Annotated in this window: 2 protein-coding genes; both read left to right on the forward strand. The window is 71.3% G+C overall.

Translation table 11 applies throughout. From position 1 onward, the window contains the following. On the forward strand, nucleotides 1-768 hold a 768-nt coding region (locus A5698_RS13690; RefSeq protein WP_068297565.1), incomplete at its 5' end, for an APA family fibronectin-binding glycoprotein. Between the two features lie 177 nt (nucleotides 769-945). Further along, nucleotides 946-1,169 (forward strand): alcohol dehydrogenase catalytic domain-containing protein (locus A5698_RS13695; protein WP_156670751.1); only part of this gene is annotated, 224 nt, incomplete at its 3' end.

Below are 1,169 nucleotides of genomic sequence, written 5' to 3' on the forward strand. Positions count from 1 at the left end.
GCCGATCCGAACGCGCCCGCCCCGCCGCCGGGCGCCCCGAACGCGCCGGCCCCTGCGCCCGGCGACGCCGGCAGGGTGGACTCGGCCGCGGGCGGCATGAGCTATGTCGTGCCGGCGGGCTGGAAGGTCGCGGACTCGACGCAGCTGTCCTACGGCCAGGCCCTGCTGACCAAGATCGCGCCCGAAGGCGCCGAACCACCCAATGACACAAGCATTCTGCTCGGACGGCTCGACCTGAAGCTCTTCGCTGGGGCCGAGACGGACAACACCAAGGCCGCCCAGCGGTTGGCGTCCGACATGGGCGAGTTCTTCATGCCGTTCCCCGGCACCCGGATCAACCATGAGACCGTCGAACTCAACGCCGACGGCATGCCGGGCGTCGCGTCGTACTACGAGGTGAAGTTCACCGACACGAACAAGCCGAACGGTCAGATCTGGGCCGGTGTCGTCGGCAATCCGGTCGAACCCGGCACGCCGCGCGGTCAGCGCACCCCCGAGCGGTGGTTCGTCGTCTGGCTCGGCACCGCGAACAACCCTGTGCCCAAGGAAGAAGCCGTCACGCTGGCCAACTCGATCCGGCCGTACACCGCGCCCGCGGCCCCGGCGGCTCCGCCCGCTGACCCGAACGCGCCCGCGGCTCCGCCGGCAGATCCGAATGCACCGCCACCCCCGCCGGCAGATCCGAACGCACCGCCGCCCCCGCCCGCGGTCGGCGTGCCCGTCCCTGTCGCGCCGGAGAACGCGCCGGGAATGACGCCCCCGGCCTGACAAAGCTGGGCGCACAATCTGAGGGCCTGCGCGGGAAGTAAGTGCGGCGGCAGCCGCACTGCCTGTCGCGAGGGCGGGGGTGGCGACCTCGGCGGATGTGCGCTTACGGCGACGGAATCGCGGCTGCTGGTGCGGCCGTCGACCGAGAGCGACCATTGACTGGTGAGCACTTCCACCATGGCCGCCTGGCAGGTCCGCCATCCGGGGCCGATGGACACCCGACCCATGGAACGCGCAGATGTCGAAATCCCGCGACCGGGAGCGGGTGAGCTTCTGGTCGCGGTGCGCGCATGTGGCGTGTGCCGCACCGATCTTCACGTCGCCGAAGGCGATCTGCCGGTGCACCGGCCACGGGTGGTGCCGGGCCACGAGGTGGTCGGAGAGGTCGTCGAAGTGGGGGA

It is taken from the genome of Mycobacterium sp. E136 (genome assembly GCF_001666865.1).
GTDB lineage: Bacteria > Actinomycetota > Actinomycetes > Mycobacteriales > Mycobacteriaceae > Mycobacterium.